This window comes from Pseudonocardia xinjiangensis (genome assembly GCF_050948425.1).
GTDB classification, from domain to species: Bacteria; Actinomycetota; Actinomycetes; order Mycobacteriales; family Pseudonocardiaceae; genus Pseudonocardia; species Pseudonocardia xinjiangensis.
Genome location: NZ_CP192009.1, coordinates 3,217,394 through 3,235,450, shown reverse-complemented (window position 1 = coordinate 3,235,450; position 18,057 = coordinate 3,217,394). Strand labels below are relative to the sequence as shown.

Here is an 18,057-nt window from a genome sequence, read left to right as displayed (position 1 = left end):
CGTCGTCGATAATTTTCGACGCCTGATAGCTTGATGCTGTGCCTCAGCCCGGAGAATCGAAGGGTCGCCGCCGCGTCGCTCCCAGCAAGGGCGATCTGCGCGAACGTGCGATCCTCGACGCCGCCGAACATCAACTCGCCACCGGCGGCCTGGACCACATGACGGTCGAGACGATCGCGACGGCGGCCGGGATCACCAGGGGCGCCTTCTACTTCTACTTCGGCTCGAAGAACGACGTGCTCACCGCACTCGTCGAGCGAACGGTGTCGACGCTCCGCGCCGAAGTGGACGCGGCAGACGCAGCCGGCACGAGTTCACCGGCGGAAGCGCTCGAACAGAGCGTTCAGCAGACCGCACGCATGTGGCACGAACACGGCAGCGTCATGCGTGCGGCCGTCGACCTCTCCCCCACCATCCCGGCCATCGCAGAACAGTGGCGCTCCGCGGTCTCCGCCATCGCCGACATCACCCGGCGGATCGCCGAACGAGCGGGGCTGCCCGCCGGAGCCGGCCCCACTGATGCCACCGCTGTCACCGCCGCACTCGTCTGGATGACCGAGCGGTGCTTCTACCAGGCCTCCAGGACCGGCGGCTCCGTCGACGAGACCGCCGCGACGCTGACCCACGTCTGGCGCACCGCGCTCGATCTTTCCCGGTAGGGCCCGGCTCCGCCGTTTTCGACGCCGCGTCAACTTTTCTCGACTAAGCGTAGACTCGGGACCATGACGAGTCCTACGACAGCCGCCCGACCTGCTCCGAAGATCTTCTTCATCACGGGTGTGAGCTCCGGGTTCGGGCGGGCGTTCGCGCAGGTCTTCCTCGCCGCCGGGCACACGGTGGTCGGCAGCGTGCGCAAGCCCGACGACGACGAGCAGTTCGAGGAGCTCGCCGACGGCACGTCCGGACGGGCACTGACGCGCGTGCTCGACGTGACGGACGACGACGCCGTCCTCGCCACCGTCGCCGACGTCGAGGAGTCCGTCGGACCGATCGACGTGGTGATCGCCAACGCGGGCTACGGGCACGAGGGCGTCGTCGAGGAGTCGCCCATGTCGGAGCTACGCGCCCAGTTCGACGTCAACGTCTACGGCGCCGTCGCCACCCTGAAGGCCGCACTGCCGTACATGCGCAGGCGCCGCCGCGGCCATCTGATGGCGGTGACCTCGATGGGCGGACTGATCACCGTGCCCGGGCTGGCGTACTACCAGGGCAGCAAGTTCGCTCTCGAGGGCATTCTCGACACTCTCGCCAAGGAGGTGAGGAGCTTCGGCATCGCCGTGACGGCGATTGCTCCCGGTTCCTTCCGGACCGACTGGGCAGGCCGGTCCATGGTTCGCGCCGACCGCTCCATCACCGACTACGACACGCTGATGGAGCCGGTCCGCAGGAATCGCCTCGCCGCGAGCGGCAATCAGCTGGGCAACCCGGAGAAGGCGGCCGAAGCGGTGTTGTCGATCCTCGACACCCCGACGCCGCCGGTGCACCTGCTGCTCGGTTCGGACGCGCTCCGGCTGGTCACCGCCGGTCGCGACGCGGTCGACGCCGAGATCGAGCAGTGGTCGCAGCTCACCCGCAGCACCGACTTCCCCGAGGGCGCCCAGATCGCCTGACCCCACCTCGTCGGTGCGGACCGACCTGGACGTCGTGCGGGCGGGTGGCCAGGAGGGGGCACACCCGCCCGCACGGCCCGGTCAGGAGGCCGGGTAGATCTGCCGTGCCACCTCCACCTTGCGGCTCACATGTGCGGCCAGCACGTCCGGTGCGAACCCGCCGCCGGTGGGCGGCTTCGGGACGTCGGCGAGGTCCTCGACGAGATCCCAGTTCGAGCCCAGCCGCAGCAGCGAGCCGTGCTTCGTGGCGTAGTAGTCGCGGTTGACGCTCACGGCCACCCCGTTCGCCCCGGCCGCCGCGGCCACCAGGTGCAGGTGAAAGCGGGTCGAGAGCCACGTCTGGTGTGATGCCACCGGCATCCCGTGCCGCCACACCTCGCTGAACGGGAAGAACTGCGAGCCGGGCAGCTCGTGCTCGAGCAACCCGTACACCACCCGGTCCTGCCCGGGTATGCCCTCGACGACCCCGACGTCGGCGGGGTCGGCGTCCCAGGTCCGCAAGGTCGCGAGGGTGAACGCGGCGAGCCTGCTCACGTCGTGGTCGCTCAGGTCGGACTGCACGCAGACCATGTAGCGCGGGAGCGTGCCGACCGGATCCGGTTCGGAACGCAGGAACCGGCCGGCGCCCAGGAAGGCGTCGTCGACACCTCGGCTGGCGGGTCGCTCCAGCAGCTCGGCGGACACCGTGTCCCGCACGTCCACCAGATCGAACCGCTCGAGCAGGGTGCGGACGAGTGCCGCCTCACCCTCGTCGAGCGGCATGAGGCCCTGTCCGGTGAGCACCGCCCGGCCACCCGAGCGCCGGACCGCCGCCACCGCGGCGCCGAGCAGCCCGATGTGGTGCGGCCAGATGCCGTTGATGTACCCGCCCCCGATGACGTGGACGACGTCGGCGGTGTTCATCAGCTCGATGCCGGCCACCCAGCGGCAGGCCAGGCCGGGCTGCTGCATCGCATTCTGGACCCACGCGGCCTTCTCCCACGGCCCCCGGCCGGGCGCTTCCGCACACAGCCGCCACGCCGTGTCGGTGAACCGGGCCCGCGGGTGCAACCCGTCGAGCAGCACCGCGGCCGAACCCGGCGCCGGACAGTCGACCCACACATCGGCGTCGGGGGCGACGACGGCCAGATGTCTCAACCAGACCGAGGTGATCAGCTCGTCGCCGTAGTTGGGGTGTCCTGCGGTGCCGACGAGGTAGTACACGGGGCATCCACGCACTGAACCCAGCATTCAGCCCAGTCTCGCCCGTCAGGTGGTGGACGAAGGTCTCCTACGGATGAACAGCACTCGACGACTTATCGACCCGGCTCGGGCCTGCCCCCGGTGGGAGCGAGCGTGACGAGCAGGCCCGGGTGGTCGGTGGCGCCGCGCAGGTCGATCGTGCGGGAGCCGGCGACGGCGAACTCGGGCGTCGCCACGACGTGCTGCTGGCCACCGTCGTCGGCGAGCACGGAACCGGCAGGGAGGCAGGACCTGAGGTCCGCGCTGTCGCCGGACCCGAGGTTCAGGTCGCCTCCCAGCACCAGCGGCGCCGCCCCGTCCCGGGCGCGCATGTCCGCGATGACCGTGCCGAACAGGTACCTGCACTGGGCCCCCGCGACCTCCCGCTGGGTGTAGGCGAGGTGCGTGGTGCAGACGGCGACGGCGCGATCGGCCGCGACGTCCAGGCACAGCCACGCCCGCTCCTCGGGGTCCTCCTCGTCCTGTGCCGGGTAGATCCCACCGCCCGCGGAGGACCCGGGCACCGACGGCCACCGCGAGACCAGGCCGATGCCGTACTGCTGGCCGTTGCGGCAGCGGTACGCCTCCCCGGTACGCCCGTTGCGCGCTGCCTGGAACGCCGACACGGCCGTGCCGCCGGGCACCGCATCAGCGAGCGCGCGCTGTAGCGACGACACGTCGTCCTGGCAGACCTCGTTCAGGGTGACCAGGTCGGGCAGCTCAGCGCGGACCACCGCGGCGGCCTCGGCCGTGGACCGGCCGGTGTAGCAGCCGGCGATGCCGCTGCTGCACAGGTTCAGCTGCAGCACCCGCACCGATCCGGCCTGCACGACGTCCGGCGGGGCCGGTGGGCCGGGCGGGGGTCCGCCCGCGTCCGGGCCGGCCGTCGTCGTGGCGCACCCCGCCAGGCACGCGACCACGCAGGCGAGCAGCGCCACCCACAACCCTCGGTGGGACCGGTCGCTCATGGTCGCTAGGTGCCGCAGTAGGTGACGTGCGGGGCGCCGCCCAGGGGCGCCGGCTCGGCGTAGCGCTCCAGACCCGGACGCTCGGCGAACGGATCGGCAACGACCTCGACGAGGCGACGGAACGGCGCCATGTCACCGCCGGTGGCGGCGGTCAACGCCTCTTCCACCAGGTGGTTGCGGGGGATGCAGACAGGGTTGACCCGGTCCATGCCAGCCGCCACGGTGGCGCCGTCCCGGGGCAGCCGGGCCCGCCAGCGCGCGTCCCACGCCTCGAACACGTCCGGCTCGGTGAACAGGGATCGCGCCGGACGTCCCCGCAGGTGCGACGACAGCGCCCGGAAGAACGTCGTGAAATCCACGTGCTGGGCGTGCAGGAGCTCCAGCACGTCCTGGATCAGGGGGACGTCCGGGGCCTCGAGACCGAGCTTCGCGGCCATCCCCCTCGTCCAGTACCCCTCGTAGCGCTCGGCGAACGAGAGCACGGCGTCGGTGGCGGCCTCGACAGCGGCGTCGGTGTCCTCGTGGATCAGCGGCACCAGCGCCTCGCCCAGCCGCGCCAGGTTCCACTGGGCGATGGCGGGCTGGTTGCCGTAGGCGTAACGGCCGCGGTGATCGATCGAGCTGAAGACCGTCGCCGGGTCGTAGGTGTCCATGAACGCGCAGGGGCCGTAGTCGATGGTCTCCCCGGAGATCGTCATGTTGTCGGTGTTCATGACGCCGTGCACGAACCCGACGAGCATCCAGCCCGCGACGAGCGACGCCTGCGCGTCGATGACCCGCCGGTAGAACTCCAGGTAGGGGTTGTCCGCCTCGGCGACGTCGGGATGGTGCCGCGCGATCGCGTGGTCGGCCAGCTTCCGCACGAGCGCCGGGTCGCCGCTCGCGGCCGCGTACTGGAACGTCCCGACCCGCAGGTGGCTCGCCGCGACCCGCGCGAGCACCGCACCGGGCAGCATCGTCTCCCGCACGACGTCGCTGCCGGTGGCCACCACCGCGAGCGCCCTGCTGGTGGGGATGCCCAGCGCGTGCATCGCCTCCCCCATCACGTACTCCCGCAGCATCGGACCGACGGCCGCCTTCCCGTCCCCTCCGCGAGCGAACGGCGTGCGACCGGAGCCCTTCAGATGCAGGTCGCGTCGACGCCCGCCTGCGTCGACCAGCTCGCCCAGCAGCAGCGCCCGGCCGTCTCCCAACCGGGGCACGTAGCCGCCGAACTGGTGGCCGGCGTAGGCCTGTGCGACAGGGCGCGCTCCGTCCGGGACCGCGGTGCCGACGAGCAGCTCGACACCGGCCGGTGCCCGCAACGCCTCGGCGTCGACACCCAACTCGGTGGCCAGGGCCTCGTTGAGCATCAGCAGGGCGGGCGCCGGTGCCGCTGCCGCCGTCCACGGCACGGACAGCTCAGGCAGTTCACGGGCGTAGGAATGGTCGAACTCCAGCAGCGGCCGGACGCTGACGCTCATGACCCGAGGCTACGTGGCCCGACGGGCACTACGTCCGGTTCACGGGACCCGACGGCGTGCTGATGCGACGACGGCACGGTCGAGATCGGGCCCAACGCCCCGTCCGGGCGGGACCTCTGACCGCTCCCGGTGGGATCACCTACCGCCCAGTCTGGGAGCACACCGGAACGAGGGGGAGCGATGGAGAACGCGCAGGCTTGGGGATCGCCGGTCGTGGTCGGTATCGACGGTTCGGTGGCGGCACTCGAGGCCGCACGCTGGGCAGCCCGGGAGGCCGAGCGCCGCAGGACAGGGCTTCGGCTGGTCAGTGCCTTCGGCTGGCGGGCCTCGGGACACATCGGTGATCCCGGCCTGGGCGCGGGCTACCGGACGGTGATGCTGGAGAGCACCCGCAAGGAGATCGCCGAGGCGGCTGCGGCAGCCGCGGAGGCCGCACCCGGCGTCGAGATCACCGACGAGGTGGTCGACGGCTTCCCGATCCCCGTGCTCACCGCGGAGTCGCAGCGTGCCGCACTGGTCGTGGTCGGGGACCGCGGACTGGGTGGGTTCACCGGTCTCCTCATCGGTTCCGTCGCCGTGGCACTGGCCGCCCACGCCGCCTGCCCGGTGGTGGTGGTGCGCGGTGAGCTGCCGTCGCCCCAGGGTCCCGTCGTCGTGGGGGTGGACGGGTCCCCGACGAGCGAGACGGCGCTGGCCTTCGCCTTCGACGCGGCGGCCGTCCGGCAGGTGCCGCTGGTGGCGGTGCACGCCTGGATGGACTACGTCGCCGATCCGGCCGTGTGGCAGCTGGTGGACTGGGAGACGGTCGAGGCCGACGAGTGCCGGTTGCTGGCCGAGCAGCTCGCGGGGTGGAGCGAGAAGTACCCCCACGTCGAGGTCCGGCGGGCCGTGGTGAAGGACCGACCGGCCCATGCCCTCCTCGGGCAGTGCGGCGGCGCCCAGCTCGTCGTCGTCGGTTCACGGGGACGGGGTGGCTTCACGGGCCTCGTGCTCGGCTCGGTGAGCCACGCGGTGCTGCACCACGCACCGTGCCCGGTTGCCGTTGTCCGCCCCGAGCTGGGCTGACAGCGGAGCGGGCGAGCAACGGGACCACGTTGCTGCTGGCGCTCTTCACCCGCGACATCCACCGGTCCCGCGCACCGGTCGCCAGCGTCGCGAGGGAGCACGGGTGGCGGACATGGGCGGTGCCGCGACCGGGGGTCCGGCACTCGCCGCACCACCCGTCCCCGTCGTCGATGTGGACGACCAGCAGCCGCGTGCACACGTCCGGCATGACGGAGAGCAGCTCGACCACCTCCCACCACGGGTCACGCGCAGGGTCGGTCACAGGAAGCCTCCGCGCGAACCCGGTCGATCGCCTCCAGTGCCTCAGGGGCTCCCGGAGCGGTACCGATCACGCACCTGCCCCCCGGTAGCTCCGTGACCCACAGCGCTCCCCCCTCTGTGTCCTGCTCGTCGTGGTCCACGCGTCCCCCTCTCCGGCCCCAGAACGTTCCAAACGTTCATAACAGTACCGAACATCGATGATCGTACTAAATAGTGGCAACCAGGGCTGTTCGTCCCGAACGACCGCGAGCAGCGACGCGCGCGCTGAGCAGCGCCTAACGTCGTGAACGTGGAAGACCTCGTGACCACCGGAGACCTGGCGAAAGCGCTGGGTGTCTCCCGCGGTGCGGTGATCCGCTGGGTGAACGACGGGTTGATCACGCCGGACGTCACGACACCCGGAGGTCACCACCGCTGGTCCGTGGAACGGGTGCGCGAGCAGCTCAAGGGGCAGCGCAAGCGCGACGAGTAGCCCGGAAACGACTCCCCGAGAGGTGTGACCTCCGGCAGGGATCAACGGGCCCTCCGCCCCGTGCCGTGGCCTGCCGGGCCGGTCGAGGATCGGTCCCGACCCGGATGGAGGGACCACGCACCATGAGCACCGGCCCAGAACGCCTGGCGGCACCACCGGAGACGGTGGACGAGGACCCGCCCGTCACCGCGCTGATGACCACCCACCTTCTCGGGATCACCGCGGACGCACCGCTGTCGACCGCCCTGCGCCTGATGGCCACCACCGGCGTGCGCCACCTGCCGGTGCTGGAGGGTGAACGGTGCCGGGGCGTGGTCCTCGAGGTCGACATCGCCCGCTTCGTCGCGCGTGGGTCCGGCTCGCCGGACGCGCGGGCGGCCGTGCACGTCGAGGATCTGACACGACCGGTCGAACCGCTGCCGGTCACGGCTCGCCGCTCCGACGCCGCGCGCCGGATGCAGGCCGAGCACGCGGACGCCGTCCTGGTCGTCGACGGCGCCCGGCTCGTCGGGATCGTCACGGCGACGGACATCGTCCGCTCGCTCGCCTCGGTCACCTCCCCGGCAGCCGGCCAGTGCGGCATCGAGGTCTGATGGGCTCCGGTGGAGGGCATCCGGCCCTATCCGGACGAACGCGCCCGCATCGAGGCTGACGGCATGACCCCGTCGGACCTCAACGGTTCGGCGGGCGCAGCGGAACTCGTGGAGCTCGACCGCACGGAATGCCTGAGGCTGCTGGCCACGGGCGTCATCGGCCGGATCGTCTTCACGGAGGCCGCGATGCCCGCCGCCCATCCCGTGAACTACCTCCTCGACGGTGAGGAGGTCCTCTTCCGCACCGCCGACGGGCGGACCTTCGCCGCCACCCACCGCACGGTCGTCGGTTTCCAGGCCGACGACCTCGATCCCGTGACACACACCGGCTGGAGCGTGCTCGGCGTCGGCCACGCGTACGAGGTGGTCGATCCCGAGCGCCTGGATGCACTCGACGCCACCATGGCGGAGTCGTGGGCGCCAGGCCGCACAGGCCACGTCGTTGCCGTCCCCCTGCAGCACCTCACCGGTCGCCGGCTGCTCCCCACCGGCACGGCCGACGACGTGCCGGTCCGCCGGTAGCGCTGTGGACGCCCGCCGGGCCGTCCGGAACCGGATCAGGGCCGTTCGGCCCGGCGTTCCGGGTCGTTCGCGGTCGGAGCGCCCGGTCCGGTGGCAGTAGCGTGGGTGAACCAGCGATGAGAGGCCCGGTGCCGTGACCATCTCCGTGTTCCTGCTCGACGATCACGAGATCGTCCGCCGCGGCATCGCGCAGCTGCTCGAGTCCGAGGACGACATCCAGGTCGTCGGCGAGGCCGGCACCGGCGCCCAGGCCATGGCCCGCATGCCGGCCCTGCGACCCGACGTCGCCATCCTCGACGTCCGCCTCCCCGACAGCGACGGCGTCACCGTCTGCCGCGACATCCGCTCCATCCTCACCCCGCCCCCCGCCTGCCTCATGCTCACCTCCTACTCCGACGACGAGGCCCTCTTCGGCGCGATCATGGCCGGGGCGTCGGGCTACCTGCTCAAACAGGTCACCGGCATCGACCTCGTCGGAGCCGTCCGCATCGTCGCCGGCGGCGGCTCACTCCTCGACCCGAAGGCCACCGCCGTCGTCCTCGAACGCCTGCGCACCGGCACCGAACCCACGGACCCCCGCTACGCATCGCTCAGTCCCCAGGAACGACGCATCCTCGGCCTCATCGCCGACGGGCTCACCAACCGCCAGATCGGCGCCGAGATGTTCCTCGCCGAGAAGACCGTCAAGAACTACGTCTCCTCGGTCCTGCACAAACTCGGCTTCGCCCGCCGCACCGAAGCAGCCGTCTACGCCGCGGACCTCCGCCGCGACGGAAGCTGACCCGCGCAGGTCCTTCGGCCGTAGCGGGCACGGTGAGGTGGGGGCACTGTCATTGCTCGCACAGGCCGGCGTGGGCCGGCCCTCGCGAGCTGCGCATGGCGTGCGGGGCGGCATTGTTCAACCTGCGGCTGGCGCTGCACGGCCAGGACATCCGACCGATCGTCACGATCCTCCCGGCCGGCGCCCACCCCGGCCTCCTCGCCGTCGTCCGGCACGGGGGGCGCAAGAGCGCCACTCCCGAACAGCTGCGGCTGTTGCGCGCCGTTCCCCTGCGCCGGACGAACCGGCACCCGTTCAGCGACGAGCCGGTGCCCCCACCCGCGTTGTACGAGCTCCGCCGCGCGGCGAGCGAGGAAGGCGGCCTGTTGCACGTCGTGGACGAGCCGGCCGCCCGGACCCGGCTGCAGCAGATGTCGGTCCGGGCGTACCGGGCCCAGACGGCGGATCCGGACTTCCGCGCCGAGCTCGAGCGGTGGACGGCGACCCCACCCGGACGCCGCGACGGGGTCCCCGCAACGGCAGGCGGCCCGCTCTCCGAACCCCAGGACCGGTGGGTGCTGCGCGACTTCCGCGGCGGCTCCGGTCCGGCGCGGCCACCCGGCAAGGACTTCGAGACCGAGCCGGTGCTCGCGGTGCTGACCGCCCAGCTCAGCGGCGCGCTGGGGGACGTCCACGCCGGGCTGGCGCTGGAACGGATCCTGCTCACCGCCACTGCTGAGGGGCTCGCCGTCTCCTTCCTGTCCCACGTCGTGGAGGTGCGCCAGACCCGGGACGAGCTGCGCCGGCTCATCGGCGATACATGCCCGCCGCAGGCCGTCCTGCGGATCGGGCGCGGCTACCCCGTCGCCGCCACGCCCCGCCGGGAGGTCTCCGACGTGCTCGACCCGGAGAGCAGCCGGACGTGAGCAGCGGGATCCGGGTCCCTGGGCCCCCGGATCGGGGTCGAGCGGTCCTGCCGTCCCCGGCCCCGGTACGCCACGCTTCCGGGCACGGACAGCAGGTGACAGCGAGGTGACCGCGATGAACGCCCTGGAGCACAGCGCCCCCACCTTCGACGAACCCGCGGTGGTCGTCGGGGTCGACGGCACGCAGATCGCGCTGGAGGCCGTCCGCTGGGCCGCGGCCGAGGCCCGGCTCCGCCGCCTCCCGCTGCGCATCGTGCACGCGGCCCCCTACGCCGCGGGCCACGACGCACCGGCGGTGCGACGCGCCCAGGACATCCTGGCCCGCGCCTTCACCGTCGCCCGCCGCGCCGAACCCGGCCTGCGCAGCTCGACCCACGGCACGGAACAGCCGCCCGTCGACGCCCTGCTCGACGCCGCCGGGAACGCCCACCTCCTCGTCCTCGGCATGGGCGGCGGAGAACGCCCGCACGAGATCCTCATCGGCTCCGTCGCCCTCGAGGTCAGCGGTTGCGCGCGCTGCCCCGTCACCGTCGTACGCGGCCGCCTCCGGCACTCCGACCGGCGCCCCCTGCTCGCCGGGGTCGACGAGCCCGCCACCGACGAGGCCGTGCTCGACGTCGCGTTCAGCGAGGCGCGGCGCCACCGCGACCGGCTCCTCGTCCTGCACGCCGGTGGCCCGCGCCACGACACGGAACCCGCCGTGCAGGACGACCTCGCCGACCAGCTCACCTCCTGGGCTGACCGCTACCCCGATGTCCCGGTCGACCTGCGGATCGTGCCCGGACCACCGGCGCCGGCACTGCTCGCCGCCGCGGTACGGGCGCGCATGGTCGTCCTGGGCACCCGCGGGCGCACCGCGCCGGCCCGCGTCCTCTTCGGATCCACCAGCCGGCAGGTCCTCCGCCGCTGCGGCGTGCCCGTCACCGTCGTGAGCCCCCACGCCCACCTCCCCCGGGAGACCGGGCTCGTCGCGTCCGCGGAGCGCCGGCTCTGGTGAAGCGGCAGACCCCTCAGAGCAGGTCGCGGCGGTCGAGCGGTTCCACGCTCGCCCACTCGCGCTCCCCAGCGGCTCGCGACCCTGGTCGGCATGGCTTCAGTCCCGGGTTCCGCCCACCGGTCCCCTGACACCGGAGGGCTTCACCACCAGAACCGGACACGGGGCGAACTCGACGAGCCCGGTGCTCGTCGATCCCAGCATCAGCCCGTCGACCTCACGATGGCCCTGGTGGCCGACCACCAGCAGCCGGGCCGCGCCGGCCCGATCCAGCAGGGCCCGCAACGCGGTGTCCTCGACGAGGTAGCGCTCGGTCGGCAGCGCCGGATGGGCCGCGGCGACGAACTCCAGCTCGGAGTCGAGCAGACTCCCGCCCTCGGCCGCGAGGGTCGCGTCGTCCTCGCTGCGCTGCCGCGGCCCGCCGTGGGGGCCGGCCACCACATCGGTCCACGCGTGCATCGCCACCAGCCGGACGCCCAGGGACTCCGCGAGCTCGGCGGCGAGCATCAGGGCCGCATGTCCGGCCGCGGAACCGTCCACCCCGACCACCACGGGACCACTGCGTGGTGGCGGCACCTGTGGAGCGGCGCCTCGAACCACCGCGACCGGGCAGGCGGCCCGGTTGATCAGGTCACGCGCGACGGAGCCGGCGAGCATCCCCGTCCAGGCGCCCTCCCCGTAGCTGCCGAGGACGAGCAGGCGGGCCTCCGCCGCCTGGCCGACGAGCACGTCGACGACCGCCCCCGCCGTCTCCACCACGTCGGTGTCGGCTCCGGCCCGTTCGGTGCCGCGCATCAACTCGCTCAACCAGGGCGGCGACGACGGGCCGAACACGTCGGCCGGTGCACCGGGCCCGACGTGCACCAGCCGCAGCGGCGCGTTGCACGCCGCGGCGAGGTCCGCCGCCCACTCGGCCGCGTCGCGCGCGGAGTCCGACTGATCGACCCCGACGACGACCGGGCGGGAACCGCGGGCGCTCGCTCCCGTCGAACCGACGTTCATCCGCGCTGTCCTCCCGCTCGCCATCAGGGACGGCTGGGCGACCGCCAGTCACCGGCCGCTCCCTCGAGGGTGTCCAGCCGTCGCAGATACTCCGCCTCGTCGATCTCTCCGCGGGCGTACCGCTCGGCGAGCAGCTGTTCCGGGCTGGGGCGCGCGGACTGCTCAGGGCGGCGGTCCGTGCCGCCGATCCGCAGGTAGCGCCCCAGAGCGACGATCACGGCGATCACCAACGCCCAGAACGCGACCGAGCTCACCGACATCAACACCCAGCCCCACGCGGTCATCTGGTTGCCCCACCAGTACATCATCGGATCCTCCTCACGTGGCCGCGGCACACAGACCGGCCGGGACATCCTGTTCCGGGCCACCGCGCGGCGATCAGGGCACGACGGCCCGTCACGGTCGCCGGAGGTCCCCACTCACGCGGGACTCGCGGACCAGGCCTCGGAGCTGTCCGGGCACCCGGCGCCGGGGGGTCCCGGGCGGGTAGGGCCGTTCGGCCTCTTCTCCTCACCGCCTCGGACGGTCGACCATCCCGGGACCGGAGTGGCTCGTCTGAGGAGAGAGCGCCATGGCCTCGGTTCGGAACGTGTACGACCACGGCGGAACCTGGATCGGCACCGCGACAACGCGCGGCGTTGTGCGTGACCACAGCGGCGTGCGGATAGGCACCGCGACCACGGCAGGCGACGTGCACGACCACAGCCGGGTCCGGATCGGGAGGGCTCGAACCCCCGCGTCGCGGTAGCGGCCGGAGGCTTCCAATCCGAGGACGGGACGTTCGGCCCTTCTCGGCCCGGGGCGGCATGGACTTGGCTGGCTTCCGAGCGCCCGACACCCCGAGTCTCAGGAGCCGGCCCATGACAGTCACAGCAGGCGGGACCTACTCCGCGGTCGCGAGCCGCTCCGACGGCGGCGAGCTCGATCGCCTCGACGCCTGGTGGCGTGCCGCGAACTACCTCGCGGTCGGCCAGATCTACCTGCTGGACAACCCGCTGCTGACGCACCCGCTACGGCCGGAGGACATCAAGCCCCGGCTGCTCGGGCACTGGGGGACGACACCGGGACTGACATTCCTGTGGGCCCACCTCAACCGCGTGATCAAGCGACGCGGCATCGACACGCTGTTCGTGACGGGGCCCGGACACGGCGGGCCGGCGGTGGTGGCCACGGCGTGGCTGGAGGGCACCTACACCGAGCGCTTCCCCGACGTCTCGCGGGACGTGGCCGGTATGGCCAGGTTGTTCCGGCAGTTCTCCTTCCCCGGTGGCATCCCGAGCCACGCGGCTCCGGAGACCCCGGGGTCCATCCATGAGGGTGGCGAGCTCGGCTACTCGCTGGCGCACGCCTACGGGGCCGCGCTGGACAACCCGGGCCTGCTCGTGGCGTGTGTGATCGGCGACGGTGAGGCCGAGACGGGGCCGCTGGCCGCGTCCTGGCACGCCAACAAGTTCCTCAACCCGGTCTCCGACGGCACGGTGCTGCCGATCCTGCACCTCAACGGGTACAAGATCGCGAACCCCACGGTGCTGGCCCGCATCCCGGAGCGGGAGCTGCTCGCGCTGCTGGAGGGGTACGGCCACGAGCCGTTCGTCGTCGAGATCGCCGCCGACGAGGACCACGTGGCCGTGCACGCGCGGATGGCGGCGGCCATGGACCGGATCATGACCAGCATTGCCGGAATCCGCGCCCGGGCGGCACGCGGCGAGCTCACCGAGCGGCCCCGCTGGCCGGTGCTGGTACTGCGCAGCCCGAAGGGGTGGACCGGTCCCGCGGTGGTCGACGGTCTCCCGGTCGAGGGGACGTGGCGGGCGCACCAGGTGCCCCTCGCCAGGGTGCGTGAGGACCCCGCGCACCTGGCACAGCTGGAGGAGTGGATGCGCTCCTACCGGCCGCAGGAGCTCTTCGACGCCGAGGGCGGTCCCGTACCGGAGCTGCGGGCGCTGGCCCCGGTGGGCGAGCGACGGATGAGTGCCAGCCCCCATGCCAACGGCGGCGAGCTGCTGGAGCCACTGCGGCTGCCCGACTTCCGCAAGCACATGGTGGACGTGCCGGAGCCCGGCGGCGCCACCGCCGAGGCGACCCGCGTGCTCGGTGGCTGGGTGCGCGACGTCATCCGCGCCAACCCGTCGAACTTCCGCCTGGTCGGCCCGGACGAGGTGGCGTCGAACCGGCTGCAGGACGTGTTCGAGGTGACCGACCGCCAGTTCGAGGGCGAGCTGCTGGCGACCGACGAGCACCAGAACCCCCACGGACGGGTGCTCGAGGTGCTCTCGGAGCACCTGAGCGAGGGTTGGCTGGAGGGCTACCTGCTCACCGGCAGGCACGGGCTCTTCACCTGCTACGAGGCGTTCATCCACATCATCGACTCGATGCTCAACCAGCACGCCAAGTGGATCAAGGTGAGCCGGTCGATCCCCTGGCGGCGCCCGATCGCGTCGCTGAACTACCTGCTCACCAGCCACGTCTGGCGCCAGGACCACAACGGCTTCTCCCACCAGGACCCGGGCTTCATCGACCACGTCGTGAACAAGAAGTCCGAGATCGTCCGGGTCTACCTCCCGCCGGACGCCAACACCCTGCTGTCGGTGATGGACCACTGCCTGCGCAGCCGCGACCAGATCAACGTCGTCGTCGCGGGCAAGCAACCCGCACCGCAGTGGCTCGCCCCCGACGCCGCGCTGGCACACGCCAGCCGTGGGATCGGGCTCTGGGAATGGGCGAGCAACGACGCGGGAACGGTGCCCGACGTCGTGCTGGCCTGCTGCGGGGACGTGCCGACCCTGGAGACGCTCGCCGCGGTGTCCCTGCTTCGCCGGCACCTGCCCGAGCTTCGGGTACGGGTGGTCAACGTGGTGGACCTGATGCGGTTGCAGAACGCCGGCGAGCACCCGCACGGCCTGTCCGACCGGGAGTACGACGCGCTCTTCCCGCCCGGTACCCCAGTGATCTTCGCCTTCCACGGCTACCCGTGGCTGATCCACCGCCTCACCTACCGCCGGCACAACCACGAGGACCTGCACGTGCGCGGCTACAAGGAGGAGGGGACCACCACCACCCCGTTCGACATGCTGATGCTCAACGACCTCGACCGGTTCCACCTCGTGGCCGACGTGATCGACCGGGTGCCCGACCTGGGCGTCCGGTACGCGGCCCTGCGCCAGCACATGTTCGACGAGCGGATGCGCTGCCGCGCACACACGCGCCGGACGGGCGAGGACGCCCCGGACGTGCGCGACTGGGTGTGGACGGGCTGACCGTGCGGGTCCTCGTGGTCAATGCGGGCTCGAGCACCGTGAAGGTCCGGCTGCTCGACGCCCACGACGCGCTCGTGCACCGCGTCGACCTGCCCGCCGACCGCGGGCGCCCGCAGTCGGGCGCGCTCGAGGACGCGATCGGTGAGCTGGGCGCGATCGACGCCGTCGGGCACCGGGTGGTGCACGGTGGCCAGGTCTTCCGCGGGCCGGTGCGGGTGGACGACGCGGTGCTCGACGAGCTGGACCGCCTGACCGCGCTCGCCCCGCTGCACCAGCCACCCGCGCTCGCGGCGATGCGCGCCACCCGCGCCGCCCTGCCCGATGTCCCCGCGGTCGCCTGCTTCGACACGGCCTTCCACGCCACCCTGCCCGCCGCCGCGTCCACCTACGCGGTGCCGCAGCGGTGGCGTACCGAGTTCGGGGTGCGCCGGTACGGCTTCCACGGGCTGGCGCACGAGTGGGCCGCCCGGCGGGTGGCCGCCCTCGCCGGTCCGGGCCTGCGCACGGTGGTCGCCCACCTCGGTTCGGGGGCGTCGCTGTGTGCCGTCGAGTGGGTGGCCGACGAGCCGCACTCGGCCGACACCACGATGGGGTTCACCCCGACCGCCGGGCTCGTGATGGCGAGCCGCAGCGGCGACCTCGACCCCGCGGTTCCCCTGTGGCTGGTCGAGACCGTGGGGCTCGCGGCGGCCGAGGTGAGCACCGCCCTGCAGCGCGACTCCGGTCTCGTGGGACTGGCCGGCTCCGCCGACATGCGCGCCGTACTGGCGGCCGCACGGATCGGGGAGCCGGACGCGGTGCTGGCGGTGGACGTGTGGCTGCACCGCCTGCGAGCCGGGATCGCGGCGATGGCGGCGGCGCTCGGCGGACTCGACGTGCTGGTCTTCAGCGGCGGCGTGGGTGAGCACGCCGCCGAGCTGCGCGGCCGGGCGGTGGACGGGCTGGGCTTCCTCGGGCTCGCGGTCGACCCCGGGGCCGACGACTCGGCGCCGGCGGAGACCGACACCGACATCAGCGTCCCGGGGAGCAGCGCCCGCACGCTGGTGGTGCACACCCGGGAGGACCTGGTGATCGCCGAGCAGGTACGCCACCTGCTCGGTGCGCGCCCACGACCGTCCTCAGCCTTCCAGCGTGCGCTGTAGGGCCGCCGACGAGCAGGACGGGCCTGCGGCCGCCCGTCGGGCGACCGCGGACCTCACATCCCCTGGGCCTGCCTCGCCGCCTCTGCCCGGACGCAGTACCGGCCGTGTCTCTCCGACAGCTCAGGGTCACCCAGCGCGGAGGCCGCCGAGACCGAGAGCTGGAAGACCTCGGGCCAGTACCGCCAGTTGACCCACATCCGGGAGAACGGCTGCAGCGCCTCGACGGTGCGCACGATCGCGGAGTGGTCGCCCATCGCGAAGGCCAGCCGCAGTGCGCCGAGCCAGTTCTCGCCCTCGACCTCCAGCCAGCGCTGCGCGGAGACCGGCTCGTAGAACACGGTCGGCGGATCGGGCTGGTCGTCGTCGGCCCGGCGGGAGGGCTGGAACCAGTCGGCGGCGCCTCGGGCCGTCGCGAGGAGCCAGGAGACGAGCCGCCGGCGGGCCGCCTCGACGTCCGCGTGACTGTCCTCGGCCATCAGCTGTTCGTGCGCGAACAGCCGGATGAGGTCGTGGAACCCGGCGCGTTGGTCGGTGACCGACATGAGCAGCCCGAGCTCGACGAGATCGTCGAGGCGCTTGCCGACCTCGTGTGCCGGCAGCTCGGTCAGCACGGAGGCCACGGCGACTCCCGCGTCAGGTCCGGGGACCAGTGCGAGCCGCCGGAACACGAGCCGGGTGGCCGGGTCGAGCTGGCCGTAGGACACGGAGAAGGCGGTGCGGATCTGCAGGTCCCCCGCAGACAGGTGGTCGAGCCGGCTCTCCTCGTCGGCCAGCAGGCGAGCCATCGTCTCGATGGTCCAGCCGGGCCTGCTGAGCAGACGGTTGCCTGCGATCCGCAGTGCGAGTGGATAGTTGCCGCACAGCCGGGCGACCCACCGCTCGAGCTCGGGCTCAGGGCGCGCGGTGGCGTCGGGCTCGATGACGGCGCGCAGCATCGCGGCGGCGTCCGCGTCGCTGAGCGGACAGAGCGCGAGGCGCCGGGCGTGGTCGAGCCCGCCGAGCTTCCGCCTGCTCGTGATGAGCGCCACGGTCCCGCCCGGGTCGGGCAGCAGCCCCCGCACCTGGGCCTCGTCCGCCGCGTTGTCGAGGAGCAGCAGCATCTTCCGTTCGCGCAGGGTGCGCCGCAGGAGCTGGCCGCGGTCGGTGGGGTGCGCGGGGATGCGGTCGATGTCGACGCCGACCGCGCGCATCAGGCGCAACTGCACCACGTAGGGGTCGAGTGGTTCGCTGTCGCTGCCGCGCAGGTCGCAGAACAGCCGCCCGTCGGGGAACTCGTTGCGCGAGGCGTAGGCGCTGCGCACCGCCAGCGCCGTCTTGCCGATCCCGGCCGCCCCGGCGATCACGACCGGAGCCGAACGGCCGCGGCCCTCCGCCAGTGCCGAGGTGACGATGGCGAGCGCAGCGGCGCGCCCGGTGAAGTCCGGGATGTCCGGGGGGAGCTCACACAACGGGGCCGGCGCGGGCCGGGCTCGGCCTCCCCTGGCGGCGGCCAGCAGAAGCTTCCGCTCGTCGTCGGGAACACCGAGCGCGTCGGCGAGCGCCGTCACCGTGCGCGCGTGGGGGTTCCTGCTCTGACCCCGTTCCATGTCGCTGATCGCCCGCACGCTCACACCGGAACGCACCGCCAGATCTTCGAGAGTCAGGCCGGCGTTGTGGCGGAAGGCGCGCACCAGCTCTCCGAGATCGGACGGCTCCTGCATCGCTGCTCCCTCCGGTTCGGCTGTCACCGTATGTCGGCGAGGACGCAGCATCGACAGTAGTCGGCGCAGCAGGTCGAGGCCCCGCCCCTCGATGGAGCCCA

Annotated in this window: 17 protein-coding genes; 11 read left to right on the top strand and 6 right to left on the bottom strand. The window is 72.6% G+C overall.

Features of this window, described 5'->3' with window-relative positions:
- The first annotated feature begins 38 nt into the window (after positions 1-38).
- Both ACQPZA_RS15305 and ACQPZA_RS15300 read left to right on the top strand, forming a co-directional pair.
- Positions 39-659 (top strand): TetR/AcrR family transcriptional regulator, encoded by a 621-nt coding sequence (locus ACQPZA_RS15305; RefSeq protein WP_433281621.1) that lies wholly within the window; start codon positions 39-41, stop codon positions 657-659.
- Positions 660-722: 63 nt separating this feature from the next.
- Complete coding sequence (locus ACQPZA_RS15300; protein WP_433281619.1) at positions 723-1,610, top strand: oxidoreductase; 888 nt, start codon at positions 723-725, stop codon at positions 1,608-1,610.
- Between the two features lie 81 nt (positions 1,611-1,691).
- On the opposite strand, the gene ACQPZA_RS15295 is transcribed toward ACQPZA_RS15300, so the two are convergent.
- The 3 genes from ACQPZA_RS15295 to ACQPZA_RS15285 all read right to left on the bottom strand — a co-directional run bounded on the left by ACQPZA_RS15295 (position 1,692) and on the right by ACQPZA_RS15285 (position 5,262).
- Entirely contained in the window at positions 1,692-2,813 is a 1,122-nt protein-coding gene (locus ACQPZA_RS15295; RefSeq protein WP_433281617.1) for a polysaccharide pyruvyl transferase family protein, read from the bottom strand.
- A 92-nt stretch (positions 2,814-2,905) separates the two neighbouring features.
- Positions 2,906-3,799: an endonuclease/exonuclease/phosphatase family protein gene (locus tag ACQPZA_RS15290; protein WP_433281615.1), complete on the bottom strand. Its 894-nt coding sequence runs from the start codon at positions 3,797-3,799 to the stop codon at positions 2,906-2,908.
- Between the two features lie 5 nt (positions 3,800-3,804).
- Positions 3,805-5,262, bottom strand: a complete 1,458-nt coding sequence (locus ACQPZA_RS15285) for a protein adenylyltransferase SelO (protein WP_433281613.1) — start codon at positions 5,260-5,262, stop codon at positions 3,805-3,807.
- Between the two features lie 180 nt (positions 5,263-5,442).
- Here ACQPZA_RS15285 and ACQPZA_RS15280 point away from each other — a divergent pair, with 180 nt between their 5' ends.
- The 7 genes from ACQPZA_RS15280 (at position 5,443) to ACQPZA_RS15250 (ending at position 10,858) form a co-directional block, all read left to right on the top strand.
- A complete protein-coding gene (locus tag ACQPZA_RS15280; protein WP_433281611.1) occupies positions 5,443-6,327 on the top strand; it encodes a universal stress protein in 885 nt (294 codons plus the stop codon).
- 550 nt (positions 6,328-6,877) lie between these two features.
- Positions 6,878-7,060: a MerR family DNA-binding transcriptional regulator gene (locus ACQPZA_RS15275; protein WP_169394846.1), complete on the top strand. Its 183-nt coding sequence runs from the start codon at positions 6,878-6,880 to the stop codon at positions 7,058-7,060.
- Positions 7,061-7,182: 122 nt separating this feature from the next.
- Complete coding sequence (locus ACQPZA_RS15270) at positions 7,183-7,653, top strand: CBS domain-containing protein (protein ID WP_433281608.1); 471 nt, start codon at positions 7,183-7,185, stop codon at positions 7,651-7,653.
- Between the two features lie 63 nt (positions 7,654-7,716).
- Positions 7,717-8,175, top strand: a complete 459-nt coding sequence (locus ACQPZA_RS15265) for a pyridoxamine 5'-phosphate oxidase family protein (protein WP_433281606.1) — start codon at positions 7,717-7,719, stop codon at positions 8,173-8,175.
- 133 nt (positions 8,176-8,308) lie between these two features.
- Positions 8,309-8,956 (top strand): response regulator, encoded by a 648-nt coding sequence (locus tag ACQPZA_RS15260; RefSeq protein WP_433281604.1) that lies wholly within the window; start codon positions 8,309-8,311, stop codon positions 8,954-8,956.
- Between the two features lie 95 nt (positions 8,957-9,051).
- Entirely contained in the window at positions 9,052-9,861 is an 810-nt protein-coding gene (locus ACQPZA_RS15255) for an Acg family FMN-binding oxidoreductase (protein ID WP_433281602.1), read from the top strand.
- Positions 9,862-9,976: 115 nt separating this feature from the next.
- Positions 9,977-10,858 carry a universal stress protein gene (locus ACQPZA_RS15250; protein ID WP_433281600.1) on the top strand — a complete coding sequence of 294 codons (882 nt, stop codon included), beginning with the start codon at positions 9,977-9,979 and terminating at the stop codon, positions 10,856-10,858.
- Positions 10,859-10,954: 96 nt separating this feature from the next.
- Here ACQPZA_RS15250 and ACQPZA_RS15245 read toward each other — a convergent pair whose 3' ends face one another.
- Positions 10,955-11,857 (bottom strand): universal stress protein, encoded by a 903-nt coding sequence (locus tag ACQPZA_RS15245; RefSeq protein ID WP_433281598.1) that lies wholly within the window; start codon positions 11,855-11,857, stop codon positions 10,955-10,957.
- A gap of 23 nt (positions 11,858-11,880) precedes the next feature.
- Positions 11,881-12,165, bottom strand: coding sequence for an SHOCT domain-containing protein (locus ACQPZA_RS15240; protein ID WP_433281596.1), 285 nt, complete (start codon positions 12,163-12,165; stop codon positions 11,881-11,883).
- A gap of 552 nt (positions 12,166-12,717) precedes the next feature.
- Between ACQPZA_RS15240 and ACQPZA_RS15235 the strand changes: the two genes are divergently transcribed.
- Positions 12,718-15,114: a phosphoketolase family protein gene (locus tag ACQPZA_RS15235; RefSeq protein ID WP_433281594.1), complete on the top strand. Its 2,397-nt coding sequence runs from the start codon at positions 12,718-12,720 to the stop codon at positions 15,112-15,114.
- Positions 15,102-16,256 carry an acetate/propionate family kinase gene (locus ACQPZA_RS15230; RefSeq protein ID WP_433281592.1) on the top strand — a complete coding sequence of 385 codons (1,155 nt, stop codon included), beginning with the start codon at positions 15,102-15,104 and terminating at the stop codon, positions 16,254-16,256. Before ACQPZA_RS15235 ends, ACQPZA_RS15230 begins: the two co-directional genes overlap by 13 nt.
- A gap of 53 nt (positions 16,257-16,309) precedes the next feature.
- On the opposite strand, the gene ACQPZA_RS15225 is transcribed toward ACQPZA_RS15230, so the two are convergent.
- Positions 16,310-17,956: a helix-turn-helix domain-containing protein gene (locus tag ACQPZA_RS15225; RefSeq protein ID WP_433281590.1), complete on the bottom strand. Its 1,647-nt coding sequence runs from the start codon at positions 17,954-17,956 to the stop codon at positions 16,310-16,312.
- Positions 17,957-18,057: the final 101 nt, after the last annotated feature.

What these genes read in the sequence shown, in the direction of transcription:
- ACQPZA_RS15300 (WP_433281619.1), top strand. Translation starts at nt 723, where the DNA reads ATGACGAGTCCTACGACAGCCGCCCGACCTGCTCCGAAGATCTTCTTC.
- ACQPZA_RS15290 (WP_433281615.1), bottom strand. Translation starts at nt 3,799, where the DNA reads ATGAGCGACCGGTCCCACCGAGGGTTGTGGGTGGCGCTGCTCGCCTGC.
- ACQPZA_RS15285 (WP_433281613.1), bottom strand. Translation starts at nt 5,262, where the DNA reads ATGAGCGTCAGCGTCCGGCCGCTGCTGGAGTTCGACCATTCCTACGCC.
- ACQPZA_RS15280 (WP_433281611.1), top strand. Translation starts at nt 5,443, where the DNA reads ATGGAGAACGCGCAGGCTTGGGGATCGCCGGTCGTGGTCGGTATCGAC.
- ACQPZA_RS15270 (WP_433281608.1), top strand. Translation starts at nt 7,183, where the DNA reads ATGAGCACCGGCCCAGAACGCCTGGCGGCACCACCGGAGACGGTGGAC.
- ACQPZA_RS15265 (WP_433281606.1), top strand. Translation starts at nt 7,717, where the DNA reads ATGACCCCGTCGGACCTCAACGGTTCGGCGGGCGCAGCGGAACTCGTG.
- ACQPZA_RS15255 (WP_433281602.1), top strand. Translation starts at nt 9,052, where the DNA reads ATGGCGTGCGGGGCGGCATTGTTCAACCTGCGGCTGGCGCTGCACGGC.
- ACQPZA_RS15250 (WP_433281600.1), top strand. Translation starts at nt 9,977, where the DNA reads ATGAACGCCCTGGAGCACAGCGCCCCCACCTTCGACGAACCCGCGGTG.
- ACQPZA_RS15245 (WP_433281598.1), bottom strand. Translation starts at nt 11,857, where the DNA reads ATGAACGTCGGTTCGACGGGAGCGAGCGCCCGCGGTTCCCGCCCGGTC.
- ACQPZA_RS15240 (WP_433281596.1), bottom strand. Translation starts at nt 12,165, where the DNA reads ATGATGTACTGGTGGGGCAACCAGATGACCGCGTGGGGCTGGGTGTTG.
- ACQPZA_RS15235 (WP_433281594.1), top strand. Translation starts at nt 12,718, where the DNA reads ATGACAGTCACAGCAGGCGGGACCTACTCCGCGGTCGCGAGCCGCTCC.
- ACQPZA_RS15225 (WP_433281590.1), bottom strand. Translation starts at nt 17,956, where the DNA reads ATGCAGGAGCCGTCCGATCTCGGAGAGCTGGTGCGCGCCTTCCGCCAC.